14 protein-coding genes are annotated in these 14,252 nt (G+C 70.5%); 10 read left to right on the top strand and 4 right to left on the bottom strand.

Annotated elements, in window-relative coordinates:
- Positions 1-124: 124 nt before the first annotated feature.
- From HF576_RS17455 to HF576_RS17440, 4 genes are read left to right on the top strand one after another with little or no spacing between them, the layout of a single operon-like run.
- Positions 125-1,309 (top strand): cysteine desulfurase family protein, encoded by a 1,185-nt coding sequence (locus HF576_RS17455; RefSeq protein ID WP_168914106.1) that lies wholly within the window; start codon positions 125-127, stop codon positions 1,307-1,309.
- Between the two features lie 9 nt (positions 1,310-1,318).
- Positions 1,319-2,416, top strand: coding sequence for a tRNA 2-thiouridine(34) synthase MnmA (gene mnmA, locus HF576_RS17450; protein ID WP_168914105.1), 1,098 nt, complete (start codon positions 1,319-1,321; stop codon positions 2,414-2,416).
- A 57-nt stretch (positions 2,417-2,473) separates the two neighbouring features.
- Entirely contained in the window at positions 2,474-4,798 is a 2,325-nt protein-coding gene (gene ligA, locus HF576_RS17445; protein WP_168914104.1) for an NAD-dependent DNA ligase LigA, read from the top strand.
- A 4-nt stretch (positions 4,799-4,802) separates the two neighbouring features.
- On the top strand, positions 4,803-5,582 hold the full coding sequence (locus tag HF576_RS17440) for an SDR family NAD(P)-dependent oxidoreductase (RefSeq protein WP_168914103.1): 780 nt from the start codon (positions 4,803-4,805) through the stop codon (positions 5,580-5,582).
- On the opposite strand, the gene HF576_RS17435 is transcribed toward HF576_RS17440, so the two are convergent.
- Entirely contained in the window at positions 5,566-7,269 is a 1,704-nt protein-coding gene (locus HF576_RS17435) for a long-chain-fatty-acid--CoA ligase (protein WP_168914102.1), read from the bottom strand. The two genes, HF576_RS17440 and HF576_RS17435, sit on opposite strands and share 17 nt — an antisense overlap.
- A gap of 66 nt (positions 7,270-7,335) precedes the next feature.
- Here HF576_RS17435 and gatC point away from each other — a divergent pair, with 66 nt between their 5' ends.
- From gatC to HF576_RS17405, 6 genes are all read left to right on the top strand, one after another.
- Positions 7,336-7,635 (top strand): Asp-tRNA(Asn)/Glu-tRNA(Gln) amidotransferase subunit GatC, encoded by a 300-nt coding sequence (gatC, locus tag HF576_RS17430; RefSeq protein WP_168914101.1) that lies wholly within the window; start codon positions 7,336-7,338, stop codon positions 7,633-7,635.
- Between the two features lie 9 nt (positions 7,636-7,644).
- On the top strand, positions 7,645-9,165 hold the full coding sequence (gatA, locus tag HF576_RS17425; RefSeq protein ID WP_168914100.1) for an Asp-tRNA(Asn)/Glu-tRNA(Gln) amidotransferase subunit GatA: 1,521 nt from the start codon (positions 7,645-7,647) through the stop codon (positions 9,163-9,165).
- Positions 9,165-10,694, top strand: coding sequence for an Asp-tRNA(Asn)/Glu-tRNA(Gln) amidotransferase subunit GatB (gene gatB, locus HF576_RS17420; RefSeq protein WP_168914099.1), 1,530 nt, complete (start codon positions 9,165-9,167; stop codon positions 10,692-10,694). Before gatA ends, gatB begins: the two co-directional genes overlap by 1 nt.
- 74 nt (positions 10,695-10,768) lie before the next feature.
- Complete coding sequence (gene dinB, locus HF576_RS17415; RefSeq protein ID WP_168914098.1) at positions 10,769-12,049, top strand: DNA polymerase IV; 1,281 nt, start codon at positions 10,769-10,771, stop codon at positions 12,047-12,049.
- Positions 12,050-12,188: 139 nt separating this feature from the next.
- Positions 12,189-12,509 carry a hypothetical protein gene (locus tag HF576_RS17410; RefSeq protein WP_168914097.1) on the top strand — a complete coding sequence of 107 codons (321 nt, stop codon included), beginning with the start codon at positions 12,189-12,191 and terminating at the stop codon, positions 12,507-12,509.
- Positions 12,484-13,077, top strand: a complete 594-nt coding sequence (locus HF576_RS17405) for a nucleoside/nucleotide kinase family protein (RefSeq protein ID WP_168914096.1) — start codon at positions 12,484-12,486, stop codon at positions 13,075-13,077. Before HF576_RS17410 ends, HF576_RS17405 begins: the two co-directional genes overlap by 26 nt.
- Positions 13,078-13,095: 18 nt before the next feature.
- Here the strand turns inward: HF576_RS17405 and HF576_RS17400 are convergent, their stop codons facing one another.
- The 3 genes from HF576_RS17400 to HF576_RS17390 are packed head-to-tail and all read right to left on the bottom strand — an operon-like array spanning position 13,096 to position 14,245.
- Positions 13,096-13,578, bottom strand: coding sequence for a DUF2017 family protein (locus HF576_RS17400; RefSeq protein WP_168914095.1), 483 nt, complete (start codon positions 13,576-13,578; stop codon positions 13,096-13,098).
- Complete coding sequence (gene clpS, locus HF576_RS17395) at positions 13,575-13,883, bottom strand: ATP-dependent Clp protease adapter ClpS (protein ID WP_343234333.1); 309 nt, start codon at positions 13,881-13,883, stop codon at positions 13,575-13,577. Before clpS ends, HF576_RS17400 begins: the two co-directional genes overlap by 4 nt.
- Complete coding sequence (locus HF576_RS17390) at positions 13,874-14,245, bottom strand: metallopeptidase family protein (RefSeq protein ID WP_168914094.1); 372 nt, start codon at positions 14,243-14,245, stop codon at positions 13,874-13,876. Before HF576_RS17390 ends, clpS begins: the two co-directional genes overlap by 10 nt.
- Positions 14,246-14,252 lie beyond the last annotated feature (7 nt).

Here is a 14,252-nt window from a genome sequence, read left to right as displayed (position 1 = left end):
CATAACCATGGTGTGAGTCGCGGGCGTTACGGGACTCGGTTCCGGGCGCGGCGGCACTCCGACTCAGCCGCGGCCCAGCCGTCGCCGGTCACCCGACGCGGCGATGATCGAGGAGGAACGACGGATGACGGTCTATCTCGACCACGCCGCGACCACGCCGCTGCGGCCGGAGGCTCGTGCCGCGTGGCTCGAGGCCGCGGAGGCTCTCGGCAACGCGTCATCGATCCACGGTCCCGGCCAGCACGCGCGACGACTCCTCGAGGAGTCCCGTGAGCGGCTCGCGGCCGTGCTGGATTGCGATGCGATCGAGGTGGTCTTCACCTCGGGCGGCACTGAGGCGGTGAACCTGGCGGTCAAGGGCCTGTGGTGGGGTCGCGAGCCGGGTGCGGACGCGATCGTCCTTCCGGACGGCGAGCATCACGCCACGATCGATGCGGTCCAGTGGCTCGTGGGCGAGGGCGCCGAGGTGCGCGCCGTGCCGCTCGACACCCACGGCCGCATCGGCCTGGACGCGTTCGCGTCGGCGCTTCCGGGCGCCGCTCTCGCCACGGCACTGGTGGCCAACAACGAGGTGGGCACGGTCAACGACGCGGCAGGGCTCTCGGCGGCCGCGGCCGATGCCGGCGTGCCGTTGCACCTGGATGCGGTGGCCGCTTTCGGGCACGTGCCCGTGGCCTTCCAGCGCTGGCGCGGCACCGGCCCTTCGAGGGGCGGCCTGGCGGCGCTGAGCGTCTCGGCGCACAAGGTCGGCGGTCCCGTCGGCGTCGGCGCCCTCGTGGTCTCGCGCACGGCGAAGCTGGCGGCGCTCGTGCACGGCGGCGGTCAGCAGCGCGGGCTCCGTGCAGGGACGCAGGATGTCGCAGGCGCCGCCGCGTTCGCGGTGGCTGCCGAGCTGGCCGAGGCCGAGCGCGAGGACGAGGCGCGGCGGCTCGCAGGGCTTCGCGACCGCCTGGTGGACGGCATCCGGAACAGCGTCCCAGGCGCGCAGCTCCTCGGTGATCCCGTGGAGCGCGTGCCCGGCAACGCGCACGTGCTCTTTCCCGGCGCGTCGGGCGAGACGCTGCTGTTCCTGCTCGACAGGGCGGGAGTCGCGGTCTCCACGGGGTCGGCGTGCCAGGCGGGGATCCCCGAGCCCTCGCACGTCGTCACTGCGATGGGAAGGACGGATGCCGAGGCCCGGCAGGTGCTGCGGTTCACCCTCGGGCGCACCAGCGCCGACGACGACATCGCCGCGGTGCTCGCGGCTCTCCCCGAAGCCGTCGAACGCGCGCGAGCGGCGTCCGGCCCGCGTCCAGCCGGCGGTTCGTAGACTGGACCCATGCGGATCCTTGCGGCCATGAGCGGTGGTGTCGACTCGGCCGTCGCGGCCGCGCGTGCCGTCGAGGCGGGGCACGACGTCGTCGGCGTGCACCTCGCGCTGTCACGCGCCGGCGGGACCCTGCGCACCGGCAGCCGCGGATGCTGCACGATCGAGGACGCGATGGATGCCCGGCGCGCGGCGGATCGCCTCGGGATCCCCTTCTACGTGTGGGACTTCTCGGAGCGGTTCCGCGACGACGTCATCGAGGACTTCATCGCCGAGTACCAGGCCGGCCGGACTCCGAACCCGTGCATGCGCTGCAACGAGAAGATCAAGTTCGCGGCGCTCCTCGAGCGCGCGCTCGAACTCGGCTTCGACGCCGTCTGCACCGGCCACTACGCGACGCTCATCGACGGGCCCGACGGGCTGGAGCTGCATCGGGCGTCGGATGCCGCGAAGGACCAGTCCTACGTGCTCGGCGTTCTGACGGCCGAGCAGCTGCGGCACACGTACTTCCCGCTCGGTGCGACACCGTCCAAGGCGCTCGTGCGCGCCGAGGCCGAGGCCCGTGGGCTCACGGTCGCGCAGAAGCCGGACAGCCACGACATCTGCTTCATCCCCGACGGCGATACGCGCGGGTGGCTCGCCGAGAAGGTCGGCGCGATGCAGGGCGACGTCGTCGACCGTTCCGGATCGGTCGTCGGGACGCACGAGGGCGCGCACGCCTTCACCGTCGGCCAGCGACGTGGATTGTCGCTCGGCGTGCCGGCACCCGACGGCAAGCCTCGATTCGTCCTCGAGGTGCGTCCGGTGTCGAACACGGTGGTGGTCGGGCCGAAGGAGGCTCTGGCCACGGCCGAGATCGCGGGGGAGCGCTTCACGTGGGCAGGCCGTGCCCCTCGGGCGACGGCCTTCGCGTGCCATGTGCAGATCCGTGCCCACGCCGACCCAGTCCCCGCGGCGGCGCGGCTCGAGGACGGACTGCTCACGGTCGTGCCCGAGTCCCCGTTCGACGGCGTCGCACCGGGGCAGACCGCTGTGCTCTATGACGGCACGCGCGTGATCGGCCAGTTCACGATCGACCGGACCGTCTCGGCGGTTCCCGTCGACGCGTGATGCGGGCCGGGTGAGTCCGGCCCTGCGCACGTCGGAGCCCGCTTCTAGACTGACGGGGTGACGGATGCCCCACTTCCCGCCGACCCCGGTCTCGAGGGCGCGCGTGCCGAATCCCAGCAGCTGATCGAGCGCATCATCGGCGCGCGAGACGCCTACTACGGGCGCGACGCCGAGATCGTCGACGATGCCACTTACGACTCGTGGATGCACCGTCTCGAAGAGCTCGAGCGGCTGCACCCCGAACTGCAGGGCCAGGATTCGCCGACCCAGACCGTCGGCGCGGCCGAGAGCTCGATGTTCGCACCCGTCGAGCACGCCGAGCGCATGCTGAGCCTCGACAACGTCTTCAGCGCCGACGAGCTGCGCGACTGGTGCCTCAAGGCGCGTGCGTCCGCCGGCCGTGAGGTGCGATGGCTCACCGAGCTCAAGATCGATGGCCTGGCGATCAGCCTCAGGTACGAGCGCGGGATCCTGACGTCGGCCGCGACGCGCGGTGACGGGCGGATCGGCGAGGACGTCACCACCAACGCGATCCGCGTGGCAGGCATCCCGCAGCGCCTGTCGGGCACCGGGCATCCGGATCTCGTCGAGGTGCGAGGCGAGGTGTTCATCCCGGTCGCGGCGTTCGAGAAGCTCAACGCTCTGCAGGCCGACATGCGCGACCGTGTCGTCGAAGACGCGCGGTCGCGTGCCCGCGGCTTCGACGAGGCGAAGGCGCGTGTGAGCGCCGAACGCCGGTTCCCGTCGTTCGCGAATCCTCGCAATGCGGCGTCAGGCGGACTGCGCCAGCAGCTGGACAAGAAGGACGGCCTCGAGCGCGAGGCAGGTCAGGCGCGGCTGGATTCGCTGCGGCTGTTCGTCCACGGGATCGGGGCGTGGGGGCGCCCGCCGGTGTCGTCGCAGAGTGAGATCTACGCGCTGCTCGCCGAGTGGGGACTGCCGACGAGTCCGTACTTCCGCACCTTCGACGACATCGACGGCGTGCTGGGCTTCGTCGAGTACTACGGCGAGCACCGGCACGCCGTCGAGCACGAGCTCGACGGGATCGTGGTCAAGGTCGACGAGCTCGAGCTGCACGACGAGCTCGGCGCGACCAGTCGCGCCCCGCGGTGGGCGATCGCCTACAAATACCCGCCCGAGCAGGTCAACACGAAGCTCCTCGACATCGTGGTGTCGGTCGGCCGCACCGGTCGGGCCACACCGTTCGCCGTCATGGCGCCCGCGCGGGTGGCCGGCTCGGTCGTGCGCCAGGCGACCCTGCACAACCAGGACGTCGTGCGCGCCAAGGGTGTGCTCATCGGCGACACGGTGGTGCTGCGAAAGGCCGGAGACGTCATCCCCGAGATCCTCGGTCCCGTCGTCGAACTGCGCGACGGCACCGAGCGCGAGTTCGTGATGCCGGCCGACTGCCCCGAATGCGGATCGCGGCTCGCACCCGCGAAAGAGGGCGACATCGACCTCCGCTGTCCCAACACGCGGGCGTGCCCCGCGCAGGTGAGAGGACGCGTCGAGCACATCGGCTCGCGGGGCGCGCTCGACATCGAGGCGCTCGGCGAGGTCACCGCGGCGGCGCTGACGCAGCCATCGGTGCCTGAGACGCCGCCGCTCGAGACGGAGGCGGCGCTGTTCGAACTGACCCTGGATCAGCTCGTGCCCATCGAGGTGGTGGTGCGCGATGCCGAGACCGGCGAGCCGCGCGTCGACGCCAAGACCGGTGAAGTCGTGCGTCGGGCTCCCTTCCGCCGCAACCCCAGTGCTGCCGAGAAGAAGGCGGGGGCGACCGGACCGCAGCCCTCGGCCCAGGCGCTCACGCTGCTCGACCAGCTCGAGCGCGCCAAGACGAAGGAGCTGTGGCGGTTCCTCGTCGCGCTGAACATCCGGCACGTCGGCCCGGTCGCCGCGCGAGCGCTGGCGCAGTGGTTCGGGTCGGTCGACGCGATCCGTGCGGCCACGCGCGACGAGCTCGCCGGGGTCGAGGGGGTCGGCGGGATCATCGCGGACTCGCTCACGGACTGGTTCGAGATCGACTGGCATCGCGAGATCGTCGACCGATGGGTCGCCGCCGGAGCTCAGCTGACGACGCCCGGCCACCCCGGCCCCGGAGCGGCGGCGGCAGGTGGGGGAGTGCTGGACGGCCTCACGATCGTCGCCACCGGATCCCTCGACGGCTACACGCGCGAAGGCGCGCAGGAGGCGATCCTCAACGCGGGTGGAAAGGCCGCCTCGAGCGTCTCGAAGAAGACGGACTTCGTCGCGGCGGGGCCCGGCGCGGGCTCGAAGCTCGCCAAGGCCGAAGAGCTCGGCATCCGGATCCTCGACGCAGCCCAGTTCCACCTCCTCGTGACGCAGGGCCCCGCGGCGCTCGAACCGGCGGCGGAGTGACGAGATGACGCGACGGTTCACTGTGGTGACCGGTGCGGCAGGCGGCATCGGGTCCGCGATCGTCGACGTGCTCCTGGCTCGCGGTGAGGGCGTCGTGGCGATCGACCGTCGTTCGACCGGGCGCGCCGAGTCAGACGCCTTCGCCGAGGTGATCGGCGACGCCGGCGACCCACGCGCGCTCGATGACGCGGTCCGGAAGGCAGCGGGTCTCGGCCTGCTGACGGGCTGGGTGAACAACGCGGCGGTGTTCGAGGATCTCTGGCTGGACGCCCGCCAGGACGGGGCGGTGAGCGCCGCGATCTCGGCCAACCTCGAGCCGGCTGTGAACGGATCGGCCGCCGCAGTGCGGGCCTTCCTGAACGCGGGGACCCCTGGTGCGATCGTAGCCGTCAGCTCTCACCAGGCTGTTCGTCCGGTGCGCGGAAGCATCGCGTACGCCACCGCGAAGGCCGCGCTCGAGGGGTTCACGCGCTCGCTCGCGGTCGACTACGGAGCGGATGGGATCCGAGCCAACGCGGTCGCTCTCGGATCGATCAGGACGCAGCGCTATGACGACCATCTGTCGTCGCTGCCTGCACGCGAGCGCGTGGAGTTCGAGGGCGCGATCACCGCGTTGCAACCGCTGGGCCGCGTCGGTGAGGCGAGCGAGGTGGCGACGGTCGTCGCGTTCCTGCTCTCCGACGAGGCGTCCTTCGTCACGGGTGCCGTCGTGCCGGTCGACGGCGGCCGCGCCGCGCGGGGCGCCGACCCCGAGGAGCGGGAGAGGCCTACGAACCCGTCGTGAGCGCCAGCAGACGGTCTCGCACCTGACGGCGCAGCACCTTGCCGATCAGCGATTTGGGCAGTTCGTCGACCACGAAGACTCGACGCGGCACCTTGTACGGCGTCAGGATGCCGCGGGCGAACTCGCGGACCGCCTCGACATCGACGTCGCCGGCGTCCGGGGCGCACACGATCGCCGCGACGACCTCCTCACCGGAGTGATCGCTGGGCAGCCCCACGACAGCGACATCCTCGACCATCGGGTGCTGTCGCAGCGCGTTCTCCACCTCGGTGGGCGCGACGTTGAAGCCGCCCGTGATGATGAGCTCCTTGATCCGGTCGACGATGCGCACGAAGCCGGCGTCGTCGATCGTGACGATGTCACCCGTGCGGAACCACCCGTCGGCGAACACGGCCTCGGTCTCTTCGGGCTTGCCGTAGTACCCGCTGAAGACCTGGGGACCGCGGACCAAGAGTTCGCCGCGGTCGCCGGGAGCGACATCCTGAGTCGGGTCGTCGGGGTCGACCACGCGGCACTCGGTGCCCGGCAAGGGCAGCCCCACCGTGCCGGGCACGCGGTTGTCGGCGACGGGGTTCGCCATCAGCACCGGCGAGCACTCGCTCAGGCCGTAGCCCTCGACCAGGTATCCGCCAGAGGCCTCCTCGAACGGCACGACCAACTCGTGCGGAAGGGCCATCGCTCCCGAGATCGCCACCTGGGTGCCGGCGAGCGAGATGCCCTTCTCCCGTGCAGCCTTCAGCAGCCGATCGGCGATCGGCGGAACGAGCGGGAGGAACGTCGCCGGATGCTTCTTCGTCACGTCCAGCACCATGTCGGGGTCGAAACGTGGGAAGAGCACGAGGCGGGCGCCCATCGACATCGCGAACGTGAGGCACAGCGTGAGGCCGTAGGCGTGGAACATCGGCAGCACGGCATACACGACGCATCCGTCGCCGCGCACGATCGAGGGCACCCACGCGCGCGCCTGCGCCGCGTTGGACAGGAGGTTGCGGTGCGTCAGCGACGCGCCCTTCGGGCTGCCGGTCGTGCCGCTGGTGTACTGGATGAGCGCGAGATCGTCCGTCGAGGGCTTCGGGTGAGTCTGCGGCAGCGGGTCGGATCCGACGACGACCTCCCAGGGGACTGCGCCGGTCACGCGTTCGGTCAGGGCGGCACGGGCCTCGCGGGCCTTGGCGATGGGCAGGCGCAGCGCCGCGCGTGTGCGGAAGGGCATCGCCGTGGTGATGTCGACGGTGATGATCGTCGAGACCGCGAGATCGGCGGGGAAGTCCTGCACGGACCTCACGACCTTGCTCCACACGATCGCGTGCTTCGCGCCGTGATCCTCGAATTGCTTGCGCAGTTCCCGCGGCGTGTAGAGCGGGTTGTGCTCGATGACCACCGCGCCCAGTCGCAGGACGGCGTAGAAGGCGACGATGTGCTGCGGGCAGTTCGGAAGAACGATGGCCACCGGGTCTCCGGCGCGCACACCCCGGTCACGCAGACCCGCCGCGGCCCGCTCGATCTGCTCGTGGAGCGACCGGTACGACGTCGTGCGTCCGAAGAACTGCAGGGCGGCGGCATCGGGATAGTCGCGCGCCGATGCCTCGACGATGTCGACCAGGGAGCCCGTGACGGGCGACAGATCCGCGGGCACCCCCTCGGCGTAGCTGGCGATCCAGGGGCGCGGCGGGTCGTAGGTCGTCACGCGCCAAGCCTACGCCGGGAGCCCCGCGCCCCCGGAGGTGCCTCGCGGTCCGAATAGACTGTCGTGGTGTCTGAAATCACCCCCGATCTCGTGCGTCACCTCGGTGTGCTCGCCCGGATCCAGCTCAGCGACGAGGAGGTCGAGCGCCTGACCGGCCAGCTCGACGTCATCGTCGACAACATCGCCAAGGTCTCGGAGGTCGCGACGCCCGACGTGGCGGCCACGAGCCACCCGATCCCGCTGCAGAACGTCTTCCGGCCGGACGAAGTGGGCGATCTGCTCACCCCGGCGCAGGTGCTTCAGAACGCACCGGATGCCGCCGACGGGCGATTCCGCGTCACCGCGATCCTCGGCGAAGAGCAGTAAGGGGCCCCCGTGACCGATCTGACGAAGCTGAGCGCCGCCGCGCTCGCAGACAAGCTCGCCTCGCGCGAGGTGTCCAGCGTGGAGGCCACCCAGGCGCATCTGGACCGCATCGCGGCCGTGGATGCCGACATCCACGCCTTCCTCCACGTGAGCGAGCGCGCACTGGATGTCGCGGCCGGCATCGACACGCGCCGCGCCGCGGGTGAGCAGCTGGGCCCGCTGGCCGGCGTCCCCCTGGCGATCAAGGACGTGCTCGTCACGACCGACATGCCCTCCACGAGCGGTTCGAAGATCCTCGAGGGCTACATGTCGCCGTTCGACGCGACGGTCGTCGCACGCTCCCGCGTGGCAGGCCTCGTCCCACTGGGCAAGACGAACATGGACGAGTTCGCGATGGGATCGTCCACTGAGCACTCGGCGTACGGCCCGACCCGGAACCCCTGGGATCTGAACCGCATCCCCGGTGGTTCCGGGGGCGGCTCGGCCGCCGCGGTCGCCGCGTTCGAGGCGCCCCTCGCCCTGGGCTCCGACACCGGTGGCTCGATCCGTCAGCCGGCGCACGTGACGGGCACCGTCGGGATGAAGCCGACGTACGGCGGGGTGAGCCGCTACGGCGCGATCGCGCTGGCGTCGTCGCTGGACCAGGTCGGTCCGGTCACCCGCACGGTGCTGGACGCCGGCATGCTGCACGACGTCATCGGCGGTCACGATCCGCACGATTCGACCTCTCTCGCCGAGGCCTGGCCCTCCTTCGCCGCCGCCGCTCGCGAGGGCGCCACCGGCGACGTGCTCAAGGGACTGCGGGTCGGCGTCATCAAGGAGCTGCCCGACAGCGGCTTCCAGGCCGGCGTGTCGGAGTCCTTCCGAACGGCTCTGGGCGCGCTGCAGGCGCACGGAGCCGAGATCGTCGAGATCAGCGCACCCCACTTCGAGTACGGCGTCGCCGCGTACTACCTCGTGCTCCCGGCCGAGGCATCGAGCAACCTGGCGAAGTTCGACTCGGTGCGCTTCGGCATGCGTATCGACGTGCCCGGCGGCACCGTCGAGGACGTCATGGCCGCCACGCGCGACGCCGGGTTCGGCGACGAGGTCAAGCGGCGCATCATCCTGGGCACGTATGCGCTCTCGGCCGGCTACTACGACGCCTACTACGGCTCCGCGCAGAAGGTGCGCACCCTCATCCAGCGCGACTTCGACGAGGCCTTCGCGCAGGTGGACGTGATCGCCACGCCGTCTGCGCCGACGACCGCGTTCAAGCTCGGCGAGAAGATCGACGACCCGCTGCAGATGTACCTCAACGACGTCACGACGATTCCCGCGAACCTCGCGGGTGTTCCCGGCATCTCGATCCCGTCGGGACTGGCCGCCGAGGACGGACTGCCTGTCGGCATCCAGTTCCTCGCTCCGGCGCGAGAGGACGCGCGTCTGTACCGGGTGGGCGCCGCGCTCGAGGCGGTGCTCGTCGACTCATGGGGTGGGCCGCTCCTCGACAGGGCACCGGTGCTGAACTCGATGGGAGGCGCACGCTGATGGCGAAGGACGCACTGATGGACTTCGACAAGGCACTCGAGCTGTTCGAGCCGGTGCTCGGCTTCGAGGTGCACGTCGAGCTGAACACCGAGACGAAGATGTTCTCGTCCGCGGCGAACCCGGCGAACTCCGCCAACCACGCCGCTGGGCCGAACACACTGGTCGCTCCCGTCGACATGGGACTGCCCGGCTCGCTGCCCGTGGTGAACGAGACGGCCGTGCGCTACTCGATCAGCCTCGGACTGGCGCTCGGCTGCTCCATCGCGCCGTCGAGCCGGTTCGCGCGCAAGAACTACTTCTACCCGGACCTGGGCAAGAACTATCAGATCTCCCAGTACGACGAGCCGATCGCCTTCGAAGGGCACGTGGACGTCGAGCTCGCGGACGGCACGATCGTGCCCGTGCCGATCGAGCGCGCCCACATGGAGGAGGATGCCGGCAAGCTCACCCACGTCGGGGGCGCGACCGGTCGCATCCAGGGCGCGGAGTACTCGCTGGTCGACTACAACCGGGCCGGCGTCCCGCTGGTGGAGATCGTGACCAAGCCGATCTTCGGCACCGAGCACCGCGCGCCCGACGTGGCCAAGGCCTACGTGCAGACGATCCGCGACATCGTCCTCAGCCTGGGGATCTCGGATGCCCGCATGGAACGCGGCAACCTGCGCTGCGACGCGAACGTGTCGCTACGTCCCCGCGGCCAGGAGAAGCTGGGCACGCGTACCGAGACCAAGAACGTCAATTCCATGCGGTCGGTGGAGCGGGCGGTGAGATACGAGATCCAGCGCCAGGCGGCGATCCTCGCCGCGGGCGGCACGATCACGCAGGAGACGCGCCACTGGCACGAAGACACCGGAACCACGTCACCCGGACGCCCCAAGTCCGACGCCGACGACTACCGGTACTTCCCCGAGCCCGATCTGCTTCCCGTGGTCCCGGCGCCGGAGCTCATCGAGCAGCTGCGAGGGGCGCTGCCGGAGCCGCCCGCCGCGCGTCGCCGCCGTCTGAAGGCGGAATGGGGCTTCACCGACCTCGAGTTCCAGGACGTCGTCAACGGCGGACTTCTGGCCGACGTGGAGGCGACCGTGGCAGCGGGCGCCGCACCGGCGTCCGCCCGCAAGTGGTGGACCGGTGAGCTCACGCGGATCGCGAACGCGATGAACGCGGAGGGTACGGCGCGCGAGGTGTCCGATCTGGCCACTCCGGCGCAGGTCGCGGAGCTGCAGCAGCTCATCGACGAAGGCACGCTGACCGACAAGCTGGCGCGCCAGGTGCTGGAGGGCGTGGTCGCGGGCGAGGGCTCGCCGAAGGAGGTCGTCGCCGCACGCGGGCTGGCTGTCGTCTCGGACGACGGTGCGCTCATCGCCGCGATCGACGAGGCGCTCGCGTCGCAACCCGATGTGCTCGAGAAGATCCGCGACGGCAAGGTCCAGGCTGCAGGCGCGGTCATCGGCGCGGTCATGAAGGCCATGAAGGGCCAGGCCGACGCCGCACGCGTGCGCGAACTGGTTCTGGAGCGCGCGGCGCAGTAGTCCGCTTCTCGTGCTCCGGGTCAGGCGATGGCCCGGAACCACGGGATGTCGGCAGTGCGGCGCAGAATGAACCCATGGGGCGCGGCGACGGATCGGGCCGGCTCGTCTCACCCGAGGGTGCCGACGACGCCGGCACCGGCATCCTTCATGTCGACATGGATGCGTTCTACGCATCGGTCGAGCAGCTCGACGACCCATCGCTGCGGGGCAAGGCGATCATCATCGGTGCGCCCGACGGTCGGTCCGTCGTCTCGAGTGCCTCTTACGAGGCACGCCGGTTCGGCGTCCGTTCGGCGATGCCCGTGGGGCAGGCGCTGCGCCTGTGCCCGCACGCGATCGTGGTGCAGCCGCATTTCGATCGCTACCTCGCGCTGTCGGCGGCGGTGATGGGAATCTTCCGCGAGATCACCCCGCTGGTCGAGCCGCTGTCCATCGATGAGGCCTTCCTCGACGTTCGCGGAGCCCGCAGGCTGTGGGGGTCCCCGGGCGAGATCGCACGGATGCTGCGTGCCCGCGTCGTCGAAGAGACCGGGCTGACCTGCAGTGTGGGCGTGGCGGCGACGAAGCACGTGGCCAAGATGGCTTCGACCATCAGCAAGCCCGACGGGCTGCTCATCGTCGCCGAGCGCGACACGGACGCCTTTCTGCGCCCGCGACCCGTCCGCGCGCTGTGGGGGGTCGGGCCGAAGACGGCGGAGGCACTGGAAGGCCGCGGCATCCGCACCGTCGCCGATGTGCTCGACACGCCACGGACCGTGCTCGACCGCGTTCTCGGCGGCGCGATGGGCGAGCGGCTCTGGCAGCTGTCCCGCGGAATCGACCCGCGTCCGATCGACACCCAACGAGTGGAGAAGAGCGTCGGTCACGAAGAGACCTTCCTCGAAGACATCTCCGACGACGCCATCCTTCGCGCGGAGCTGCGTCGACTCGCCGATCGCGTCGGAGCGCGGCTGCGAGCGGGGGAGTGGGAGTCGGCCACCATCGCCATCAAGGTACGCTTCGCGGATTTCACGACCATCACCCGCTCGCAGACCCTCACAGAGCCCACGGCGGTCGGCCAGCGGATCGGGGATGCCGCGCACGAGCTGTTCGGCGCGATCGAGCGGCGGCTTCCGGTGCGGCTCATCGGCGTCCGTGCCGAGCGTCTGCGGCCGGCGGGCGGCGCCGCGCCTGCGCTCTGGGACGACGACGAGGAATGGCGGCGGGTGGAGGACGCACTCGACGGCGCCGCGGCAAAGTTCGGACGGGGCGCGATCACCCGTGCCACGCTGCTCGGGCGAGGACGCGCCGGCGGCGCCCTGCCGTCGAAGCCGCCCGCACCCGGCACGGCGGGGCCGACGCAGGCGCTGAACTGAACTAGCGCCGAGCTGAACAGGGACTGGGCTGAACAGGCACTGGGCTGAACAGGCACTGGGCTGAACAGGCACTGGGCTGAACAGGCACTGGGCTGAACAGGCACTGGGCTGAGGCCTGTGCGCCCGCTACCGTTGAGCCATGCCCAATATCGCACTGGAACTCGGCAAGCAGTCCGCGACCCTCGGCGTCAAGAGCGCCTACGGAGAGCAGCAGGACGTCGACGGTGTCCGCCTCATCCCTGTCGCACTGACCTGGTCGGGATTCGGGGGCGGCTCCGACGAAGCGGGTAACGGCGGGGGCGGTGGGGGCGGCTACGCCATTCCCGTCGGTGCATACATCCGGCGCGGGGACGACCTCCGCTTCGAACCGAACATCGTGGCACTGCTCGCGGTCGCCGTGCCGTTCGTGTTCATCGCCGGCCGCGCCCTCAGCCGTGTCATCCGCGCACTCAAGAAGTAGTCCCGATCCGGTCGCGGTATCGCTGGACGCGGCCGTCACCGATCTCGTCGCCGCGATCACGCGAACCGCGGCGTCCAATCCGGTCGTCCTCGTCGACGGTCGCAGCGGAGCGGGCAAGACTTCTCTGACGCGCGCGCTCGTGACGCGCTGGCCCCTCCGGGGCCGAGTCCAGCTCGTCGCTCTGGACTCGATCTACCCGGGCTGGGACGGCCTCGATGACGGGGTCGAGGTCGCGCGGGAGCAGATCCTCGTGCCGCACGCGCGTGGCATGGTCGGCGTGTGGCAGCGCTGGGACTGGGAGCTGCAGCAGCCCGCCGAAGCGCACGCGGTCGATCCGTCGCTGCCGCTGATCGTGGAAGGCGCCGGGGTTCTGACACCCGCGACCGCACGCCTCGGCGACATCCGCGTGTGGCTGGAATCACCGGACGCGTCCCGACGCCACCGCGCACTCGCACGCGACGGCCAGACGTATGCTCCCCACTGGGAGCGCTGGGCGCGCCAGGAGCAGCGGCATATCGAACGTGACGAGCCGACACGCCACGCGACGCACGTCTTCCGCATTCCCTGACGGGCGGGGCGGGATGCTTCAGACCTCGTCGTCGAGTGCGGACACGAGGCCGTCCAGGCGGTAGCCGAGCCAGTCGTAGATGCCGAAGCGAGGGTTCTCGGGATCGTGATCCTCCGCCCCGGTGATTCCCAGCCGCGTGGCGAGGACGAGCCGGACCGCGGCCAATGTCCGCAGCCATGCCTGCGCCATGTCGGGGTCCAGACGCACTTCCACCGGTTCCATGAGCGCCGGGTCATCCGGGTCGTCGGGGATCTCCGCGGCGTCCGCGAGCGAGGCCAGGACGACGCCGGCATCAGTTCGACGGCGGTCGAGGAGGTGTGTCTCGGTGAGGTCCCGGAACTCCCGGGCGTCGCTTTCGTCGGTGTACCCCGGCGGCACGAGCCTTCCGATCGCGGGATCGCCGTCGGAGGGCGCTGCGTCCGACACCAGCTCGAGGAACTGACCGACGAGATGTGCCGCCTCCAGTCGGGCCAGCTCGATGACGATCACCCGCTGCGTCATTGCGGCTCCTGCCGGACGGTCGCCCACAGTCCGTAGTCGTGCATCGCTTGCGCGTGGAGCTCCATCTGCTCTCGCGCCCCGACGGAGACGACCGCGTGACCCTCGTTGTGCACCGCGAGCATGAGGCGCTCAGCCTCGGCATGGGGCAGCCCGAAGTACTCGCGGAAGACGTGGGTGACGTAGCTCATCAGGTTGACCGGGTCGTCCCAGACGACGGTCTGCCACGGGCGGTCGGGGTGCGGAGTCTCGCGAAGTTCGGCTTCGCGCTCGATCGAGGGTGTCGCCAGCGCGGACATCACGCCCACCCCAGCTCGTGCAGGCGGGTGTCGTCGATGCCGTAGAAGTGCGCGATCTCGTGCACCAGTGTCGTATGCACCTCGTCACGCAGCGCGCCCTCATCGTCGCACGCGGCCAGATGCGCCTCGCGGTAGACGATGATCCGGTCCGGAAGCTCGCCGCCGCCGTAGCGATCGCGCTCGGTGAGCGCCCATCCGTCATAGAGGCCGAAGAGGTCGAGACCGCCGTCCTCGGAGCGGTCCTCGACCACGAAGACGACGTTGTCGAGCCCTTCGACCATGTCATCGGGAAGGGCGTCGAGCTCGTCGATCACGAGCTGCTCGAACGTCGCGGCATCCATCTCCATCATGATGCCTCGGTTCGCCGACACGGAGGGC

Source organism: Microbacterium salsuginis, from assembly GCF_012524205.1.
Classification (GTDB): Bacteria; Actinomycetota; Actinomycetes; order Actinomycetales; family Microbacteriaceae; genus Microbacterium; species Microbacterium salsuginis.
This window is presented reverse-complemented; position numbering and strand designations above follow the sequence as displayed.

Bases quoted from the DNA above. Each gene is read 5' to 3' on its own strand.
- HF576_RS17455 (WP_168914106.1), top strand. From the start codon at position 125: ATGACGGTCTATCTCGACCACGCCGCGACCACGCCGCTGCGGCCGGAG.
- mnmA (WP_168914105.1), top strand. From the start codon at position 1,319: ATGCGGATCCTTGCGGCCATGAGCGGTGGTGTCGACTCGGCCGTCGCG.
- HF576_RS17440 (WP_168914103.1), top strand. From the start codon at position 4,803: ATGACGCGACGGTTCACTGTGGTGACCGGTGCGGCAGGCGGCATCGGG.
- gatB (WP_168914099.1), top strand. From the start codon at position 9,165: ATGGCGAAGGACGCACTGATGGACTTCGACAAGGCACTCGAGCTGTTC.
- dinB (WP_168914098.1), top strand. From the start codon at position 10,769: ATGGGGCGCGGCGACGGATCGGGCCGGCTCGTCTCACCCGAGGGTGCC.
- HF576_RS17410 (WP_168914097.1), top strand. From the start codon at position 12,189: ATGCCCAATATCGCACTGGAACTCGGCAAGCAGTCCGCGACCCTCGGC.
- HF576_RS17400 (WP_168914095.1), bottom strand. From the start codon at position 13,578: ATGACGCAGCGGGTGATCGTCATCGAGCTGGCCCGACTGGAGGCGGCA.